Here is a 16,391-nt window from a genome sequence, read left to right as displayed (position 1 = left end):
TAACGAAGTATTTTCATGATTGAAATATCGCCAATGCTGGCAAATTCGTTAATTTCTTTCTCCTTAAGACTTGCCAAATAATAAAAAAACGTTAATGTTCACAGGTAAGACCAGTTTTGTGGGGCGGCAAATGTTAGAACAAGAACTACAACTTAAACATACCAGTTTGCGAAATCGCTTGGTAATGGGATCAATGCATACCGGGCTTGAAGAAGGGTGGCACAACCGAAAGCGACTGGCTGCGTTTTATGAGGAACGAGCAAAAGGTGGAGTGGGTCTGATCGTAACCGGTGGCTACAGTCCAAACCTACGCGGTAAGTTGACACCAATTTCTTCTTCTTTTAACTCGTTATACGATGTAATTAAACACAAAGCATACACTGATGTAGTACATAAACACGGCGGCAAAATTTGTCTACAGTTACTACATGCTGGGCGCTATGCATATCATCCATTCAACACTGCACCTAGTGCGATTAAAGCACCGATTAATCCATATAAACCAAAAGCAATGAGCTTAAGTGCCATCAAAGGTACGATTAAAGACTTTGCTCACTCAGCTAAATTGGCCGAAAAAGCAGGCTACGATGGTGTGGAGATCATGGGCTCAGAGGGTTATTTAATCAATGAGTTTATGGCGGATCATACCAATAAACGCACCGATGAGTATGGTGGTAGCTTAGAAAACAGAATGCGATTGGCAACAGATATTGTAAAAGCGGTTAGAGCAAAAGTGAGCGATAAGTTCATTATCGTTTTTCGTTTGTCAGTTATGGACTTAATCCCAAATGGCTCAACACCAGAAGAAGTTGTGCTTCAAGCCAAAGCTTTGGTCGCGGCAGGTGTGGATATTCTCAACACTGGTATTGGTTGGCACGAAGCGCGTGTTCCAACAATTGCGTCGATGGTGCCTCCAGGTGCCTATCGTGAAGCGTCACATAGATTAAAACAAGCCGTTGATATACCTGTTGTAGCAGTAAATAGGATTAACACCCCAGATCTTGCTAATGACATTTTAGCTAAAGGAGATGCTGATCTTATTTCTATGGCGCGTCCGTTACTGGCTGATCCTGAATTCTTTAATAAATATCAAGAGCAGCGCTCAGAACAAATCAATATTTGCATCGGCTGTAATCAGGGTTGTTTAGACCATGTATTTAAAGGTAAACGAGCAACATGTTTGGTGAATCCACAAGCCGGATTTGAATTGGATTATCCACTTCAGAGTGCCCAAAAGAAAAAACAAGTACTCGTTGTTGGCGCAGGACCTGCTGGGTTGTCTGTAAGTTACTATCTCGCCAAAAAAGGCCACCAAGTCAAGTTGATTGATAAAGGTAGCGAGTTAGGTGGTCAGTTTAATTTAGCGATGCGAATACCAGGTAAAGAAGACTTCCAACATACGCTTAAATACTATGTCAGCGAAATAAATCGCTTAGGCGTTGAGCTTTGCCTAAATACACCATACGAAGAAACAATGGCAAATGCGTTTGATGATGTGGTATTTGCAACGGGTGTAAGCCCACGTATGTCGAAAATAGAATGCGCAGATGGGAAACGTGTGTTTGCCTATGACGAAGTTATTAAGGGTGAAGTAGAATTAGGTAATAAAATTGCTATTTTAGGCGCAGGTGGTATTGGCTTTGACATGGTAGCGTTTTTAACTGAACAGCGAGAACAAACGATTCCTGATTTTAAATCTCAATGGGGAATAGAATGCGAAGCGCAACCATCACAAGAGCAAAGACCGATTTATATGTTAAAACGCTCTGAAGGACGTTTTGGTAAAGACTTAGGTAAGACCACTGGCTGGATCCACAGAGCTGTTGCAAAACATCACAATGTTCAGCAAATTGCAGAATGCGAATATATCAGCTTTGATAATCAAGGTTTGACTGTAAGAGTAGCAGGTGAAGAACAGCTGTTAGATGTAGATACAGTCATTGCTTGTATTGGACAAGTTTCTAACGATAGCTTGTTCGATAAAGAGGCACTACCTGAAAATCAGCACGTTATTGGTGGTGCTAAACTGGCGGCAGCGATTGATGCTAAGCGAGCGATTGCAGAGGCCCTTCAGGTAGCAAGAAAGATTTAGGGTCTGTTGAACTTTACTGTTTGATTTTTGTTCTCCTGAGTGTGTTTTGGTCGCGACGCTCGACTTGCCGCCTAGTAATCTAAGCAAGAGTTGAGCAACAATGAACAAAGCGCACTCAGGTGAACCCATAGGGCAGCGCTTGATTGGCATCTCTTCTGTGTTGCCCCACAAGGATGTGGGGTAAGGTGACTTTGCAGGAGCACAAAGTCTTTATCGCCTGACTCACATAGAACAACTATGCTACGCAGGCTCTGCCTTGTATAAACACCAATCAAACTGCTGCAAAAACAAACTTGAAAGATTAACAGGCCCTTACGAAATAACCCAACCCAATCTGCGGTCTATACTGATAATTCAAACATCAACTATGGACCGCATATGCTTGCCAACCTACTAAAGCCGTATCGGCAACTACAACATTTATCTCAACATTTTTCTGGTATCGCGCCATTACTCATGCGCCTTATTCTCGCGCCAGTTATGATCATTGCAGGTTACAATAAATTAAATTTGTCTAATCCAGACGCGACATTTTTACAACGCCTCCTCGCCGATCCCGATATTGTCGCATGGTTTGGCAATAGTGAATGGGGCTTAGGTTTACCTTTTCCTGACTTGCTTGCCTTTCTCGCCGCTTGGACGGAGTTTTTAGGTGGTTGGTTAATTTTGCTTGGCTTGCTTACGCGTTTAGTGTCTATACCGCTCATGGTGACTATGGTTGTTGCTGCAACTACGGTGCATTCGGAGCATGGTTGGTTTTCGGTAACGCCAACAAATCCTGATACTAGCGCCGCTAAAGTATTAGACTGGCTCGGCTTTGACGAAGCCAAAGTGAGTTTAGAAAATAGCGTAGCAGCAAAGCAACGTTTGGATTTAATTAAAGAGATAGTCGAAGAAAATGGCAGACCGAATTATCTCTACGAAAAAGGCAATATTGTTATTTTAAACAATGGAATTGAATTTGCGGCAACTTACTTTGTATTACTACTTTCACTATTTTTTACCGGTGGTGGACGTTATGTCAGTGTCGACTATTGGTTGAGGATACTTATTGATAGGAAACAACGCGATTTACTTCCAGAGTAAAACGAAATATTGCAAGGATGCTATTCAGAAATCCGTGATGTCGCGTAGTCGAATTTAAGGGAAAATGGTAGACTACAAGCCACGTAATACCAATTTGCTTAAGTATTTGGTCTATTTCGAGACACGTAATAAGTCAAATTGGTATAATTCACGGCCATTTTGAAGGCACAACACGGGATGAGTTAATGGACGCCATAGAATTACTCTTAACACGCCAGTCAGATAGCAATCTGTCTTTTCCTGGACCTAATCCGGCTCAGTTAGAAATCATTAAAAAAGCAGCACTAAAAGTGCCAGATCATGGTGGCTTAACACCGTTCAGATTTATTACAGTAGAAGAAAAAGGCCGTGAAAAGCTAGGTGAAATCTATTATCAAGCGGCGGTGAAAGAGCTGCAAGAGCAGCGGGTGATAGATAGAGCGAGACAACTACCAGAGCGCGCGCCTATGTTGATCATCGCAGTATCTCCTTATCAAGAACATCCAAAAGTGCCTCGTATTGAGCAAATTCAAAGTGCCGGTTGTAGTGTACTTGCTATGCAGCAAGCGGCTTTTGCACAGGGGTTGTCTGGTGTGTGGCGAACGGGCTACTTTGCCCAAAGCCCTGAAGTGAAAAAGCAACTTGGTCTCGATGAAAAAGATGAGATCGTAGGCTACCTTTATTTAGGCACGCCTACAGTGCAGTGTACAAAGCCAGTAAGGCATAAACCAGAAGATTTCTTTAGCAGTTTATAAGGATACGCAGCCATGGCATTACATGTAATTGATCACCCATTAGTTCAGCATAAACTTGGACTCTTGCGAGAGCTGGGTATATCAACCAAAAACTTTCGCGAAATTGTCTCAGAAGTTGGCAACTTACTCACTTACGAAGCAACAAAAGATTTGACGTTGAGCGATCAAGTTATTTCTGCTTGGGACGGTAACGAGTTAACAGTTAAAAGGCTGACAGGTAAAAAGATCACCTTAGTGCCAATTTTAAGAGCCGGTTTGGGAATGCTAGATGGCATACTGCAGTTGATCCCTGCAGCTAAAGTGAGTGTTGTGGGTTTACAGCGCAACGAAGAAACACTTGAGCCTGTGCCTTATTTTGAGAAGTTGGTGGGCAATATCGATGCCAGACTTGCATTAGTTATTGACCCAATGCTTGCGACTGGTGGTTCACTGATTGCTACTATCGACATGCTAAAAAAAGCAGGTTCAAAAGAGATCAGAGCGATTGTACTTGTGGCAGCGCCAGAGGGAGTAAAGCTGGTGGAAGAAGCGCATCCAGATGTTGAAATTTATACCGCTTCGCTGGATAGTCATCTAAATGAAAAAGGATATATAGTCCCAGGGCTTGGTGATGCTGGTGACAAAATTTTTGGTACTCGCGCATAACTTACTGATTTAATGTCATGAAATTGAGGTGTCACAGTTTCAAGTTAAATAAAAAAGCTACCGATAAGAGGTAGCTTTTTGGTTTCTATAAAAGAAAGGAATCGGTATTAAAAGTAGCCTCTGATACCAAGCTTAATGTTACGACCTGGAAGTGGGGCTTGCTCTTTGATAAACGAGCTATGCACAAAGCCGAGTTCATTAGTCAAATTATCAAGGTTAACATAACCAACCATGTCACTGCCCATAAACTCAAAGTCATAGTTAAATGACATATCCACTAACGTATAGCCCTTAGTTTCACTTTCATAGCTGGCGATGTTGTCTTGCTTGAAGTAATGCGTCACTGTGAAGTTAGCTGTTAAGTTCTCGTAACTGTGTTCGTAATCAAGACCTAGCTTGTTACTTGGGATACGTGGTAAATATTCGTCGTTATCTAACTTGGCTGTTAGCGAGTCACCAAACACTTTAACGCGTGCAAAGTTGCTTAATTTGTAATGGGCATCAAACTCTAGACCGTATAGTTTGGCATCACTGCTTTCAAACTTAAACACTGGAACAGCGCCTTCATGTTCGTGATCTGCCACTTCTAAACCGTGCTCTGGACTATAGATATAGTCTGTTAATGCTTGATAGTAGAAGTTTTCGATGTCGTTATAGAAGAAGTTAACGGTATAGCCAAAGTCACCTGAGAACTTTCTAAAGCTGATGTCTAAGTTGTTTGATGTCTCTTGTTCAATATCTTGTGGCTCAAAGTGTAAATGATCGCCTTCTAGCTCATAACCAAGCCCTAGTTCATAGGTGCTGGTTGCGATATGAATACCATTTGAAAGAAGTTCCGCGGTTAATGGTGCGCGCTCCGAGCGAGACAGCGAAACAGCAACGTTTTGACCTTCAGCAAAGTCGTACACACCACCAATAGATAAGCTTAGATTAGTCATTTCTAGGTCATAAGAAATAAACCCATTATCTAAGTTACCACCATGGTCGTGGTCGTGTTCACCTTCATGGTCATGGTCATGGTCATGGTCGTTTTCGTACGCTTCCAGTTGGTTACCTTTACTTGATAGCTGGTAGTCTTCGATTCGAGCACCTAACTCAAGCGTAAAATCTCCAAAGCGACGTTCTTCAAGGATATAAAGTGCGTGCGTTTTGGTATTGGTCGATGGTGTAAAAGCTTCTTCACCGTTCGCGGCGTAATCGCTGTCGGAGAAATGATAACCAACAGTGCCGTGCCACTCTCCTAAGCGGTGCTCCGCCGTTAAGCGTAACTCAGTTGTATCATTCTCAAATACAGTACCAATATTTCCATCTTCAATTTCAGCGTGTTCATAATCGGTGTAGCCGACACGTAGACCAACAGATTCAAGCCAATCACTGTGTACTGCATAATTTACAAGCCCTTGCCAACGATCTTGCTTTACTCGAGCAAATACGGATTCTTCTTCGTGGTCATGTCCTTCTTCTTCATGTTCGTGATCATGGTCATGACCAATATGAGAGTGAGCAGGAATGCCATAGTCCGTATCAACACGGCCATACGAGAAACCAACGGTCAGATGATCGCCAACATAACTTGTACCTAAGTTAAATTGCTCAGAGTCGATAAAGGTATTATCGACGCGATTGGCGTACTCTGTTTCATGCTCTTCTGCTTCGTGGGCATGATCTTCGCCTTCATGTTCATGCTCGTGTTCTTCATGAGGTAGCGCAAAATTTGGGGTTTCATAGTCACCACCTTTACGCTTAACGCCATCGAAATGGAAGTTAAAGCCGTCAAAGCCTGATTCTAATAACACCGCAAAGGTATTGGTATTTGAGTTGGTATCATGGCTATAGTCGGCAGCGCCCTGAAGGCTTTCGATCACATCAGTCGGAATGCGATTATCAACGACATTAACCACACCACCTATTGCACCTGAGCCGTATAGTAGGGTAGCTGGGCCTCTTAGCACTTCAATCTGTTGCGCGGCTAGCGAGTCATTAGTGTTGGCGTGATCTGGACCAACGCGCGAGGCATCGCTACTGTCTAACCCATTTTGTGTGATTTTGACTCTCGGTCCATCTAAGCCACGAATGATTGGGCTTGAACTCACCGGACCAAAGTAACTAGCATTGATCCCTGGTTGGCCTTTTAGTGTTTCACCCAGTGTGGGTTTTGCACGGTTTTTTAGTTCATCACCGCTTAATACACTTACTGGAGAGGTCATTTCCATACTATTTTTGTGCAGGGCAGAAGAATAAACAACTATGCTCTCAACGGACGTTGGTGTTAGCTCAACACGTACGAAACCTTGTTCTTCGGTAACATTAATACGATGGTCTAAGTAGTTTGGCTTTGAGATATGAAGCTGCGAGTCAGCATCAAGCTCAATCGTAAATTGGCCAAATTTATCTGACTTTACCGATTTGCTTTTGCCATGAAGGTGGATAGTGGCGTTACTGAGCGGTTGGTTGTTTGCATCAACCACTTTACCTGTTAGTTGTGCAGCATAAGCTGGCGCTGCACCTATTATTGAAATTAATGCGCTGGCGATAAGAGACTGCTTAAACATATTTTTATTACCACGAGTTAGGTTATGTATTGAACGAGTGAGCTGTTCTACTAATAGAGTGATAATATAACACTACAAATTTTGCGGATCAATAACGTTATACTATAACTTAGTTATTGTTGAAATTAGAATTACAGCTATAGTTAAGAAACAAGCTAAAGTGAGCACAACATAATGAATAAGCCATTTGTTTTCAAGGCAAGGATTAAGGTTGCTGACTTATTTCACCATAGCCACCATGAAGAAGCGTTTACTACTGCCATGTTGTCAAAAGAAAGTAGCGAGCACTTTGCGATGAAACTGCTTGGGATCTGCGCACTATCTTTTGATAAGCCGGCAAAGTGGAGCAAGGCGGAGAAAAAATATTGGCCGGATGTATGGCTAGAAGATGACAACGAACAGGTTGAAGTCGCTTTGTTTATTGGTACCTTAGAAGTCGATGAGATACTCAAGTATGAAAAGCTTTATACTAAGGTTGTGGTGTTGTGTGCTGGCGGTGAGCAATGGTTTGAAGAGCGTCGAGCGCAATTACAGTTTATTGGATCTTTCTCTGTGTTTAGTATTCCCACGGACTTTGTAGCTGAATTGTGTGAAATGCTGACGCGAAGTTTGCATTGGGATGTGATTTTTGAAAATGGGGCGATGAGTGTTACTGATAGTGAACACTATATTCGTACTCAAATTACCAAGCTGATTTAAGGCATTAGTTAGGGATAACGGCTGTTAGAGAACAAATTACTATCTCGTGTTTTGGTTATTTACGGCAACTCTATTTTAATATGGCTTGTGGGTCTGCTACAGCACAATAAAATTTCCCCATCTCTCACAAAAGCAAGTGGTTCGTTCGCGTACTGTGTTTGTCCCTCGATGAGTTTGGCGCGGCAGGCGCCGCAAAAACCCTCGCGACATTGATAGGGGACTTCAATATTTGCGGCTTCAAGTGTTTCGAGTATCGAAGACGAAGAAGCCACATATTCCAGTGGCTCCTTAATATTCTCAACCTGAATTAGGAAGGGTGGCTTTTCAACCATTACAGGTCGAAATCGCCAAAGTCTGAGGCATCAACTTCAGAGTCGATTTGTCCAACAAGGTATGAGCTGATCTCAGCTTCCTGTGGTGCAACCTGAACATTGTCAGAAACAAGCCAAGCATTGATCCACGGAATAGGATTCGATTTGGTCTCAAATTGCGTTGGTAAACCAACTGCTGCCATACGAATATTTGTGATGTACTCAACGTATTGACACAAAATATCTTTGTTTAGGCCAATCATTGAACCGTCTTTAAACAGGTACTCAGCCCATTCTTTTTCTTGCTCAGCTGCTTCAACAAACATCTTAATTGCTTCTTCACGGCATTGTGCTGCCACGATAGACATTTCTGGATCGTCTTTGCCTTCTTGCATGATATTCAGCATATGCTGTGTGCCAGACAAATGAAGCGCCTCATCACGAGCAATTAGCTTGATTATCTTTGCATTACCTTCCATAAGCTCTCGCTCAGCAAAAGCAAATGAGCAAGCAAAGCTCACGTAGAAGCGGATCGCTTCTAAGATGTTTACTGACATGATGCAAAGGTACAGAAGCTTTTTCAGCTCAAACAAATTAATGACGACCGTTGTGCCGTTAATTTCATGTTTTCCTTCACCGTACTGATTATAAAGGCTTACCTTTTCAATCAGTTCGTCGTAATACTTGGTCACTGCATCCGCACGTTCAACAATTTTGTCATTGCCCACGATGTCGTCAAAGATCACTTCCGGGTTTTGCGTCACATTACGAATAATGTGAGTGTAAGAGCGACTGTGGATCGTTTCACTAAATGCCCAAGTTTCGATCCAAGTTTCAAGCTCAGGAATGGAGACGATCGGCAAAAGTGCAACGTTTGGAGAGCGACCTTGCACACTGTCTAGCAATGTTTGATATTTTAGGTTGCTCAAAAAGATATGTCTTTCGTGCTCAGGAAGTGCCTGGAAGTCCAATCTATCCTTACTTACGTCTACTTCTTCTGGACGCCAGAAAAACGATAATTGCTTTTCAATTAGCTTCTCGAAAATAGGGAACTTCTGTTGGTCGTAGCGAGATACATTAACAGTTTGCCCGAAAAACATCGGTTCTTTTAATTGGTCGTTATGATTTCTGCTAAACGTAGAATATGCCATAAATGTGTTACTCAATACCTAAAAAAGCGGGTGAAGACCACCCGCATAAAAAGTTATATCTTACAAGCGCCGCCTTCACAGCCATCGTCTTCTGCTTCTGGTTTCAACTCATCTTGAGCATCCGAAGCACCGTCGCGGGTATTATGGTAGTAAAGTGTCTTAACACCAAGTTTGTACGCGGTGAGTAAGTCTTTTAGCAATAGCTTCATAGGAACTTTACCCGCTTCAAACTTACTTGGATCATAATTGGTATTTGCAGAGATAGTTTGATCGATGAACTTCTGCATAATACCAACTAGCGCAAGGTAACCATCGTTAGATGGAATATCCCAAAGTAGCTCATAGTTGTCTTTGAGGCGGTCGTACTCTGGTACAACTTGCTTCAAGATACCATCTTTACTCGCTTTGACACTGATATGGCCACGAGGTGGTTCAATGCCGTTTGTCGCATTTGAAATTTGCGATGATGTTTCCGATGGCATCAAGGCTGACAACGTTGAGTTACGCATACCGTGTTCTTGGATACTTGCTCTTAATGCATCCCAGTCAAGTTGTAATGGCTCTTCACAGACTTTATCAAGGTCACGCTTATAGGTATCTATTGGCATGATACCTTGTGAATAAGTCGTCTCGTTAAACTTAGGACAAGCGCCGCGCTCTTTTGCCAGTTCATTCGATGCTTTCATCAGATAGTATTGAATAGCTTCAAATGTTCTGTGTGTTAGGCCGTTAGCGCTACCGTCTGAGTACTTAACACCGTTCTTTGCAAGATAATAAGCAAAGTTAATCACACCGATACCCAGTGTACGGCGTCCCATCGTCGCATTGTACGCAGCAGGAACAGGGTAGTCTTGATAGTCTAATAGGTTATCAAGTGCGCGAACCGCCAGCTCTGCTAACTCTTCTAGCTCATCTAGAGACTTGATGGCACCTAAGTTAAATGCTGAAAGCGTACAAAGTGCAATTTCACCTTCAGGGTCATTTACATGGCTTAACGGCTTCGTTGGTAGTGCAATTTCAAGACATAGATTTGACTGGCGGATCGGTGCAACCTTAGAGTCAAACGGGCTGTGCGTATTACAGTGGTCAACGTTTTGTAGATAAATACGACCAGTGCTCGCACGCTCTTGTGCAAACATTGAGAATAATTCAATCGCTTTAATGCGTTTCTTACGAATAGACTCATCTTGCTCGTACTTAACATACAGTTCTTCGAATTTATCTTGATCTTCAAAGAATGCGTCGTAAAGACCTGGCACATCTGATGGACTAAATAGCGTGATATAGTCGTCTTTAATTAGGCGGCTATACATGGTTTTGTTGAACTGCACGCCATAATCTAAATGACGCACGCGGTTTTCTTCAACACCACGGTTATTTTTTAGTACTAATAGGTTTTCAACTTCAAGATGCCAAAGCGGGTAGAATAGGGTAGCTGCGCCACCACGCACACCGCCTTGAGAACAGCTTTTAACGGCAGTTTGGAAGTGCTTATAAAACGGTATACATCCTGTGTGGTACGCTTCACCATTTCTGATTGGGCTACCTAGTGCACGAATACGACCAGCGTTGATACCAATACCAGCACGCTGACTGACATATTTTACAATCGCAGAAGAAGTTGCGTTGATTGAATCTAGGCTATCGGCACATTCAATCAGTACGCATGAGCTAAACTGACGTGTCGGCGTACGAACACCCGCCATAATTGGCGTTGGTAATGAAATTTTGAATGTTGAAACCGCATCGTAGAATCGCTTAATGTAATCTAGACGCGTTTCTTTCGGGTAGTTTGCAAACAGGCTTGCAGCAACAAGAACATATAAGAACTGCGCACTTTCATAGATCTCGCCTGTTACGCGGTTTTGTACAAGGTACTTACCTTCCAACTGCTTAACGGCTGCATAGCTGAAGTTCATATCTCGGCTATGGTCGATGTAGCTATTTAGCTCATCAAACTCTGCTTTTGTGTAGTCAGTGAGAAGGTGCTGATCATAGCGCTTGTCTTCAACCAGCTTTACCACGTGGTCGTGTAAGTGCGGCGGCTCAAAACAGCCATAGGCTTTCTTACGCAAGTGGAAAATAGCCAAACGAGCGGCTAGATACTGATAATCTGGAGACTCTTTTGAGATCAGATCGGCTGCAGCTTTAATAATCGTTTCGTGGATATCACCAGTACGAATACCGTCATAAAACTGGATGTGTGACTTTAATTCAACCTGAGAAACTGAGACGTTATCTAGGCCTTCTGCCGCCCATGTAATGACACGATGGATCTTATCTAGATCTAACGGTTCTTTGCGACCGTTTCTTTTGCATACAGATAGCTGTTGGTTCATGTTATGTGCCTGTATTCCTTAGGAACGCGCTTTAGATATCGCACGAATATAAAATTGTTTAGCAAACCACCACTATATATGGTGCCCTAGTGGCTAGGGATCACAAGATAGTGGGGTTGACGTGAATTTGCAAGAGAACAACTCGGGCAGAATTGTGGATAAGTTTGGGATAATTTATTTATGTAAGTATCCACTAACCTATGACATTCCACTTATCTGCCCACAAAGAAAAATCAACAAAAAGATGATGCTTTTCAGCAAAAATAAAAAAAAATTCTAACTGATTTTTTTCTACACAAATTCGTATCTATTATAGCAAAAACACAATATATGGTGTTTTATTTTTTTATCGACACTAAATATGCGATAACGTGTCTAATGGGTTAGTAAGATAGAGATCCGCATACCAAGACTTAGCTTCAGCTTCAGATGGAATGAATCCCCACATTGCTGCGGCACTAATCATTTTTGCGGATTTTGCAGCAATAATGTCTCGTTCAGCATCGCCAACATAAATACACTGCTCTGGTGAAACCCCCAATTTTGACGCCACTAACAGTAAAGGCTCGGGATGAGGTTTGGCCACCGCCAGTGTATCTCCGCATACTACTGTCTCGATCTTTGCAAGTTCAGGGATCTGTTTTAGTAGCGGAAGTGTTAAAAACTCAGGCTTGTTTGTCATGATCCCAACCTGAATCTCTTTTTCTAGAAGTGCCGCTAATAACTCACCAATTTGCGCAAAGCATTGGGAATGTACTGATAAATTCTCCAGGTAGTAGTCGAGCACACCCTGATGTAAAACCTTAGTGTCGTAGTGCTTTAGTGACTCACCAAATCCTACCTGCAACATCGCTGCTACGCCGTTTGAAATCGCACTGCTATATGCCTGTTTGCCGACAGTAGGCATTTTATTAGCAGTTAAAACGTGGTTTAGTGCAGCGCCCAAATCATCACTGGTATCCAGCAAGGTGCCGTCTAAATCAAATAGTACCGCTTGGATCATGCCAGCTTCTCAAAGTGTAGAATATAGTTAACTGAAACGTCTTTAGTTAAGGTAAATGTTTTGCCGATAGGGTTGTAGTTAATCCCTGTCGCTGCTCTAACTTTGAGGTCGTACTTTTCAGCCCAATCAATTAAGGTCGAAGGGCGAATAAACTTATCATGCTCATGCGTGCCTTCAGGAACCATTTTAAGCAGTTTTTCTGCGGCGACGATAGCCAGTAAATATGCTTTTGTAGTTTTGTTTAAGGTAGAAAAAAATACATGACCACCAGGCTTAACTAGCTGTGCGACTGAACGAATAATGGATTCTGGGTCTGGCACGTGTTCTAGCATTTCCATGCAAGTTACTACATCGAATTCACTTTGGTGCATGGCTGCGAATTCTTCCGCTGGCACTTTTTGATAGTCTACGTTAACGCCGACCTCTAATGCGTGAAGCTTTGCAACGTTAAGCGGCTCTTGCCCCATATCGATACCGGTTGCATTTGCACCCAGCTTAGCCATGCTTTCTGTTAAAATCCCACCACCACAACCGACATCCAATACTGTTTTTGCGAATAGGCCTTCACACTTATCGTTAATAAAGTCCAACCTCAAAGGGTTAATGTCGTGTAATGGTTTAAATTCTCCCTCTCGGTCCCACCAGCGCTCTGCTATTTCTTCAAATTTAGCGATTTCATTAGGGTCTACATTTTGATGTTCGGTCATAAAAAACTTCCTCGTCGAATTGAGCGCATTATAAAGGGGATTAGATAAAAATAGCACCTGTAAAACGGTAAAAAGTGTGTTAGCATGCTTGACGAATTTTATAATAAACAAAGCCCCCGCTGATACTCTGAGGCAATTCGGCTATTTTTTGAAGTGCGTTTAATTGGCGCTTCAGCAGAATAAGCAGTTTGATATTCAGATAGCATCTCAACACAAGTTGTAGTGTGACACAAAAGGGGTGGACACTGAAGGAAAGTGGAGTCAAATGTCTGATCTCGCCAATGAAATCCTGCCAGTCAATATCGAAGATGAATTAAAAAATTCATACCTAGATTATGCAATGAGTGTAATCGTAGGTCGTGCATTACCTGATGTACGTGACGGCCTAAAGCCTGTTCACCGTCGTGTATTGTTCGCGATGAATGAACTTAAAAATGACTGGAACAAACCTTATAAAAAGTCAGCTCGTGTAGTTGGTGACGTAATCGGTAAATATCACCCGCATGGTGATAGCGCGGTTTACGATACTATTGTACGTATGGCTCAGCCTTTCTCTCTACGCTACATGCTCGTAGATGGACAAGGTAACTTTGGTTCTGTCGATGGTGACTCTGCAGCTGCGATGCGTTATACCGAAGTACGTATGGCGAAAGTCGCTCACGAGTTACTTGCTGACCTTGAAAAAGAAACCGTTGATTATGTACCAAACTACGATGGTACAGAGCAAATTCCAGATGTGTTACCAACTAAAGTGCCTAACTTATTGGTGAATGGTTCATCTGGTATCGCGGTTGGTATGGCGACCAATATTCCACCTCACAACTTAACTGAGGTGATCAATGGCTGTTTGGCTGTGATCCAGAATCCAGACATCACCATTGAAGAGTTAATCGACTATATTCCGGGTCCTGATTTCCCGACTGCCGCCATCATCAGTGGTAAAAACGGCATCGAACAAGCCTATAAAACAGGCCGTGGTAAGATCTATATCCGCGCGAAAGCTGAAATCGAAGTCGATGAGAAAACAAACAAAGAAACCATCATCGTTCACGAAATTCCTTACCAGGTTAACAAAGCAAGACTAATCGAAAAGATTGCAGAGCTTGTTAAAGATAAAAAGGTTGAAGGGATCAGTGCACTACGCGACGAGTCGGATAAAGACGGTATGCGTATTGTTATTGAAATCAAACGCGGTGAAGTAGGTGAGGTTGTACTAAACAACCTATACGCGCAAACACAACTACAAACTGTGTTTGGCATCAATATGGTTGCACTAGATAACAACCAGCCTAAGTGTTTCAACCTGAAAGAAATGCTTGATGCGTTTATTATTCACCGTCGTGAAGTCGTAACGCGCCGTACTGTATTTGACCTGCGTAAGGCAAGAGACCGAGCGCATACGCTTGAAGGCCTCGCAATTGCGCTAGCCAACATTGACCCAATCATTGAGCTTATTCGTAAGTCACCAACACCAGCAGAAGCGAAAGCAGCGCTAACTGCGCGAGCTTGGGACCTTGGTAACGTTAAATCAATGCTTGAGCGTACTGGCGAAGAAAATGTTGCGCGTCCAGATTGGTTAGCGGAAGAATTAGGGATCCGTGATGGTCAGTACTATTTGTCTGAGCAACAAGCCCAAGCAATCCTAGACTTAAGACTTCACAAATTAACGGGTCTTGAGCACGAGAAAATTCTAGCAGAATACAAAGAACTACTCGATCTTATCGCTGAGCTACTGTACATCCTTTCTACTCCAGAGCGTTTGATGGAAGTGATCCGCGATGAGTTAGTTGAAATCAAAGAAACGTATGGTGATGAGCGTCGCACTGAGATCACTGCTGCTGCGCACGATATCAGTCTAGAAGATTTGATCAACGAAGAAGACGTTGTAGTTACGCTTTCTCACGAAGGCTATGTGAAGTATCAACCTCTTAGCGATTACGAGGCTCAGCGTCGTGGTGGTAAAGGGCGATCTGCAACTAAGATGAAAGATGAAGACTTTATCGAACGTCTACTCGTTGCAAATACTCACGATACAATTCTTTGTTTCTCCACTTCTGGTCGCTTGTATTGGTTGAAAGTTTACCAGTTGCCGCTTGCATCACGTGCTGCGCGCGGTAAGCCAATTGTTAACTTGTTACCACTCGAAGCTGATGAGCGTATTACGACAATTTTACCGGTTCGTGAATACGAAGAAGATAAGTTTATCGTCATGGCGACGGCAAGTGGTATCGTTAAGAAAACACCTCTGACTGCATACAGCCGTCAGCGTGCAAGTGGCATTATTGCTATCAACTTGAACGAAGGCGATAGCCTGATCGGTGCTAACATCACCACAGGTGAAAATGACATCATGCTATTTACTGAGCATGGTAAAGTTGTACGCTTTAACGAGAAGCAAAGAGATTCAGAAACAGGTGAAGTGAAGCGCGATCCTGAAACTGGCGAAGAAATGTTGGCTTTACGTCCGATGGGCCGTACAGCAACAGGTGTTCGTGGTATCAAGATGCCAGATGACGTGAAAGTGGTATCACTAATCGTACCACAAGGCGATGGTGCAATCTTGACCGTAACTGAAAATGGTTATGGTAAGCGTACACCGCTTGAAGAGTACCCAGCGAAGAGCCGTGCAACACAAGGTGTTGTGTCAATCAAAGTAACTGAAAGAAATGGCTCTGTGGTTGGCGCGGTTCAAGTTGATGACAACGATGAAATCATGTTGATCTCAAACCGTGGTACGCTAGTTAGAACGCGTGTAAACGAAGTTTCTACGGTAGGCCGTAACACCCAAGGTGTTATTCTGATCCGTACGATGGAAGAAGAAAAGGTAGTAGGTCTTCAACGCATCGAAGAAATTGAAGTGGAAGCGCTGCCTGAAGGTGACGTTGCAGAGCTAGAAGGTGAAGCAACACCTGCTGCGGAACCTGACGCAGAGGAATAAAAAATCCTACCCAAAAAAAGCGACTTCGGTCGCTTTTTTTCTTTCTGTCAATTTTTTCAATCTGTTCCTCTATGACAACAGCCTGAAGCCTGATAAATTAAGGCTACCAACAATCCGACGTTTTAGTCGGGCAG

Annotated in this window: 12 protein-coding genes; 6 read left to right on the top strand and 6 right to left on the bottom strand. The window is 42.8% G+C overall.

The window, feature by feature from the left end; genetic code table 11:
- The first annotated feature begins 130 nt into the window (after positions 1-130).
- The 4 genes from NO992_RS05025 to upp all read left to right on the top strand — a co-directional run bounded on the left by NO992_RS05025 (position 131) and on the right by upp (position 4,557).
- Positions 131-2,092 carry an FAD-dependent oxidoreductase gene (locus NO992_RS05025; RefSeq protein ID WP_371374886.1) on the top strand — a complete coding sequence of 654 codons (1,962 nt, stop codon included), beginning with the start codon at positions 131-133 and terminating at the stop codon, positions 2,090-2,092.
- Between the two features lie 378 nt (positions 2,093-2,470).
- Positions 2,471-3,178 carry a DoxX family protein gene (locus tag NO992_RS05020; RefSeq protein WP_371374883.1) on the top strand — a complete coding sequence of 236 codons (708 nt, stop codon included), beginning with the start codon at positions 2,471-2,473 and terminating at the stop codon, positions 3,176-3,178.
- 185 nt (positions 3,179-3,363) lie between these two features.
- A complete protein-coding gene (locus NO992_RS05015; protein WP_010376998.1) occupies positions 3,364-3,912 on the top strand; it encodes an NAD(P)H nitroreductase in 549 nt (182 codons plus the stop codon).
- A gap of 12 nt (positions 3,913-3,924) precedes the next feature.
- Entirely contained in the window at positions 3,925-4,557 is a 633-nt protein-coding gene (gene upp / locus NO992_RS05010; protein WP_371374880.1) for a uracil phosphoribosyltransferase, read from the top strand.
- A 107-nt stretch (positions 4,558-4,664) separates the two neighbouring features.
- Here upp and NO992_RS05005 read toward each other — a convergent pair whose 3' ends face one another.
- Entirely contained in the window at positions 4,665-7,109 is a 2,445-nt protein-coding gene (locus tag NO992_RS05005; protein WP_371374877.1) for a TonB-dependent receptor, read from the bottom strand.
- Positions 7,110-7,283: 174 nt separating this feature from the next.
- On the opposite strand from NO992_RS05005, the gene NO992_RS05000 reads away from it, so the two are divergent.
- Positions 7,284-7,808: a YaeQ family protein gene (locus NO992_RS05000; protein ID WP_253106814.1), complete on the top strand. Its 525-nt coding sequence runs from the start codon at positions 7,284-7,286 to the stop codon at positions 7,806-7,808.
- A gap of 59 nt (positions 7,809-7,867) precedes the next feature.
- Here the strand turns inward: NO992_RS05000 and yfaE are convergent, their stop codons facing one another.
- The 5 genes from yfaE to ubiG form a co-directional block, all read right to left on the bottom strand.
- Entirely contained in the window at positions 7,868-8,140 is a 273-nt protein-coding gene (gene yfaE, locus NO992_RS04995) for a class I ribonucleotide reductase maintenance protein YfaE (RefSeq protein ID WP_010377013.1), read from the bottom strand.
- The gene (gene nrdB / locus NO992_RS04990) at positions 8,140-9,270 is read right to left on the bottom strand and encodes a class Ia ribonucleoside-diphosphate reductase subunit beta (protein WP_010377015.1); all 1,131 of its coding nucleotides are present in this window, start codon (positions 9,268-9,270) and stop codon (positions 8,140-8,142) included. The genes yfaE and nrdB overlap by 1 nt, the downstream gene beginning before the upstream one ends.
- A 53-nt stretch (positions 9,271-9,323) precedes the next feature.
- Entirely contained in the window at positions 9,324-11,609 is a 2,286-nt protein-coding gene (gene nrdA, locus NO992_RS04985) for a class 1a ribonucleoside-diphosphate reductase subunit alpha (RefSeq protein ID WP_010377018.1), read from the bottom strand.
- Between the two features lie 355 nt (positions 11,610-11,964).
- Positions 11,965-12,612 (bottom strand): HAD family hydrolase, encoded by a 648-nt coding sequence (locus NO992_RS04980; protein WP_253106813.1) that lies wholly within the window; start codon positions 12,610-12,612, stop codon positions 11,965-11,967.
- Entirely contained in the window at positions 12,609-13,319 is a 711-nt protein-coding gene (gene ubiG / locus NO992_RS04975) for a bifunctional 2-polyprenyl-6-hydroxyphenol methylase/3-demethylubiquinol 3-O-methyltransferase UbiG (RefSeq protein WP_010377022.1), read from the bottom strand. Before ubiG ends, NO992_RS04980 begins: the two co-directional genes overlap by 4 nt.
- Before the next feature lie 265 nt (positions 13,320-13,584).
- On the opposite strand from ubiG, the gene gyrA reads away from it, so the two are divergent.
- Positions 13,585-16,257, top strand: a complete 2,673-nt coding sequence (gyrA, locus tag NO992_RS04970; RefSeq protein WP_174168819.1) for a DNA gyrase subunit A — start codon at positions 13,585-13,587, stop codon at positions 16,255-16,257.
- The last annotated feature ends 134 nt before the right edge of the window (positions 16,258-16,391 follow it).

This window comes from Pseudoalteromonas sp. DY56-GL79 (assembly GCF_041414765.1).
Lineage (GTDB): Bacteria > Pseudomonadota > Gammaproteobacteria > Enterobacterales > Alteromonadaceae > Pseudoalteromonas > Pseudoalteromonas piscicida.
This window is presented reverse-complemented; position numbering and strand designations above follow the sequence as displayed.